Genomic DNA, 3237 nt, shown 5'->3' with positions numbered 1-3237 from the left:
CCCCGGCCCCGTCCCGTAAGCGAGGACCCATGCACCGCGCACTGATCGTCGTCGACGTGCAGAACGACTTCTGCGAGGGAGGCAGCCTCGCGGTCGCCGGAGGCGCCGAGGTCGCAGCGGCGATCACCGATCTGGTCGCGGAAAGCGCGGCCGGCTACGCCCATGTGGTCGCCACCCGGGACAACCACGTCGACCCGGGCAGCCACTTCTCCGACCACCCCGACTACGTCCACACCTGGCCGGTGCACTGCGTGGCCGGCACCGAGGGGGTGGGCTTCCACCCCAACTTCGCCCCCTCGGTGATCTCCGGTGCGGTCGACGCGGTCTTCGACAAGGGTGCCCACTCGGGCGCCTACAGCGGTTTCCAGGGCCGGGACGAGAACGGTGTGGGGCTGGCCGAGTGGCTGCGCTCACGCGGTGTGGAGGAGGTGGACGTGGTCGGTATCGCCACCGACCACTGTGTGCGGGCCACCGCGCTGGACGCGGCCGGGGAGGGGTTCCGCACCCGGGTGCTGCTGGAGCTGACGGCGGGGGTGGCCGAGGAGACCACCGAGCGGGCGCTGGAGGAGCTTCAGGCGGCCGGTGTCACCCTCAGCGGCACCCCCGTGGTGGGGGCCCGCTGAGAGGGTGTCCGGCCGCCGGGGCCCGGTCGGTCAGCGGGGCCTGACCTTCAGCGAGGTCATCATCCCCAGGTCCTCGTGCTCCGCCATGTGGCAGTGCAGCATGTAGGTGTACTTGTCCGAGGCGTAGTCGGTGAAGCGCATGGCGATGCGCACTCTCGCCCCCCGGTGGACGGCGATGGTGTCGCGCCAGCCGAGGTCCACGCCGGTGGGGGGCCGCCCGTTGACGGAGATCACCTGGAAGGGCACGTCATGGACGTGGAAGGAGTGGTTCCGGGGTGACCGGTTGACCACTTCCCACAGTTCCAGGTCTCCCTCGCGCACCACGATCTCATGGGCGTCCATGGCCTTCATGGTGGTGCCCGAGACGCCGTTGATGCCCAGCATCCCGCCGTTCTCGGTCAGGGCGATGACCCGCGGCCTGAGGTGGGAGACGTCGTAGCGGTGGATGGTGTTCAGCCTGGCCGGCAGCGCCGTCCTCCTGCCGCCGCCGCCCGATCCGGGCAGCAGGGTGAGGAAGGACTGGCGGCTGTCGCGGCGGCGCCCCACCCCGGTCTCGACCATGGTCTCCAGGACGGTCTCCCGGGTGACGTCCACGACCACCTCGGCCCGGGCGCCCGCGGGCATCCGCACCGCGGCCACCTGGGTGGGCCGGTTGAGGAACGCCGACTCGGTGGCCACCTGGGTCAGTTTGCCGCCGTCCATCCGGCGCACGGTGAGGGTCTCCGAGAGGGAGGCGTTGAGCAGCCGCAGCCGCACCCGTCCGGTGCTCGCGGTGAAGGTCAGCGGCTCGTCGTCCACCGCCACCCCGTTGACCACCAGGGGGAAGGCCATGCCCGGTTCGGAGAAGCTGCCGGACTCGTACCGGATGCCGCCGTCCGGGCCCACCGCGACGCTCTGCAGGATCACCGGGACGTCGTCGGTCCCGTAGGTGCCGGGCAGGGCCCTGGACGCGGCGGAGTCGTCCTGGACGATCAGCATGCCGGCCAGTCCCTGCGCGATCTGACGCGCGGTGATGCCCATGGTGTGGGGGTGGTACCACAGCGTGGCGGCCTGCTGCTTGACGGTGAACTCGGGCTTCCAGACCTGACCCGGGCCGAAGGCGGCGTGCACCCCGCCGTCGTCCTGCGGCGGCACATGGGCGCCGTGCCAGTGCACCGCCAGGTCCTCGTCGAGTCCGTTGGTGACCTCGAAGCGGACCCGCTGGCCGTTGCGCACCCGCAGGGTCGGGCCGAGGTAGGGGCCGTTGAACCCCGCGGAGCCGGAGGTGACGTCGGGCAGCAGCTGCCAGGTGGCGCGGGCGGCGCGCAGTGCGAAGACCGTGACCCCGCCCTGCTGGGTCGGCACCAGCAGCTCCGGCACCGGCAGCCGGTTGCCGGCGGCCCGCGCGGTGCCCTCCGACAGGGCCAGGGCGGAGGCGCCGGCCAGCGCCGAGGCGGCGGTGGCCATGCCGGCGATGAAGCGTCGCCGCGACATCCCCGGCTTCCCGATGCTGTGTACGAGCGGAGCGATGTCGTCCATAACCCTGGACGTTAACCCGCCGGGTCGTGCTCCTAACGGTGCGTTAGGAGGCGTCACCCGGGCAGCGGCACCACCGCCTCACTGCTGATGCACCGTCAACGGCACCGGGTCCATCCCGCCCGCCGCCAGCGCCACCCGCAGCTCCCGCCCCACGGCCTCCGGCTCGGCGGCCAGGCGCTCCGACGCCAGATAGACCACCCGCACCCCCAGGTACTCCATCCGGTGCTGACCGCCGCGCACCCAGGCGGACTCCCCCTCGCTCACACAGCGCACGTCGGAGTCCAGCTCCACAGCCACCCCCCGCTCGGGCCAGAAGACGTCCGGCACCGCCACAAAGGTCCCCCCGCGCATCCGCAGCTCCACCCCGCACACCGGGCGCGGCAGCAGCAGGCCGTCCAGCAGTTCGCCCAGCCGCAGCAGCGCCGCCTCCCGGCTCGCGGCCAGCACCTCGTCCAGCGCCGCCCGTACGGGAGACAGCTGCAGCAGCCCCGCCTCGCGCAGTTCGGTCACCAGCTCCCGCACCGGGCAGCCGCGGTCCGCGACCGCCTCCCGCAGCAGGTCGCGCACCACCGCGGGGGCGGGCAGCCCCTCCGGTACGGCCAGCGCGTCGGCCACCGCCCGCGCCATCGGGGCGCAGGCGAGGCCGTGCACCAGCCGGGACTCCAGCGCCCGCTCGGTGCGCAGGATGCGGACCTCGCCCGCGTCGCGCAGCCGGCGCTGGCGCGGCACCAGCACATCGACGCCGCGGAAGTACCGCAGTCCCGGCACCGAGGCGAAGCCGTACAGGGCCAGGGCGGCCCCGCCGGTGATCACCGGGGTGCCGCGCCGTTCGACCATGCCGTTCTGCGCCGCGTACAGCAGTGCGGCCCAGATCCGCTGCTCGGGGGCGGGGGTGCCGGACTGCAGCAGGAAGACCCTGGGCAGCAGCCGCTGCCAGGGGCCGCCGGGGCGGCAGTGCTCGGTGACGGTACGGGCGGGGACTCCGCGGGCGCGCAGTTGACTGGCTGTCACCACGTTGCACTGGCGGCGTGCCAGTTCGTCGAGGGAGGGGGTCGGGGAGGGGGTCTGGAAGGTCATGGCCCACACGATCCCCAGC

Annotated in this window: 3 protein-coding genes; 1 reads left to right on the top strand and 2 read right to left on the bottom strand. The window is 73.2% G+C overall.

Annotated features, from left to right (window positions below; translation table 11 throughout):
* Positions 1-29: 29 nt before the first annotated feature.
* Positions 30-623: an isochorismatase family protein gene (locus tag AOK09_RS34895; protein WP_055591214.1), complete on the top strand. Its 594-nt coding sequence runs from the start codon at positions 30-32 to the stop codon at positions 621-623.
* Positions 624-653: 30 nt separating this feature from the next.
* Here AOK09_RS34895 and AOK09_RS34890 read toward each other — a convergent pair whose 3' ends face one another.
* Both AOK09_RS34890 and AOK09_RS34885 read right to left on the bottom strand, forming a co-directional pair.
* Complete coding sequence (locus AOK09_RS34890; protein WP_063796164.1) at positions 654-2096, bottom strand: multicopper oxidase family protein; 1443 nt, start codon at positions 2094-2096, stop codon at positions 654-656.
* A 123-nt stretch (positions 2097-2219) separates the two neighbouring features.
* Positions 2220-3237 (bottom strand): hypothetical protein (locus AOK09_RS34885; protein WP_055591212.1); only part of this gene is annotated, 1018 nt, incomplete at its 5' end.

The sequence above is a fragment of the Peterkaempfera griseoplana genome, assembly GCF_001418575.1.
GTDB lineage: Bacteria > Actinomycetota > Actinomycetes > Streptomycetales > Streptomycetaceae > Peterkaempfera > Peterkaempfera griseoplana.
The sequence above is the reverse complement of the archived record's forward strand: the minus strand, read 5'-3'. Positions and strand labels throughout refer to the sequence as shown.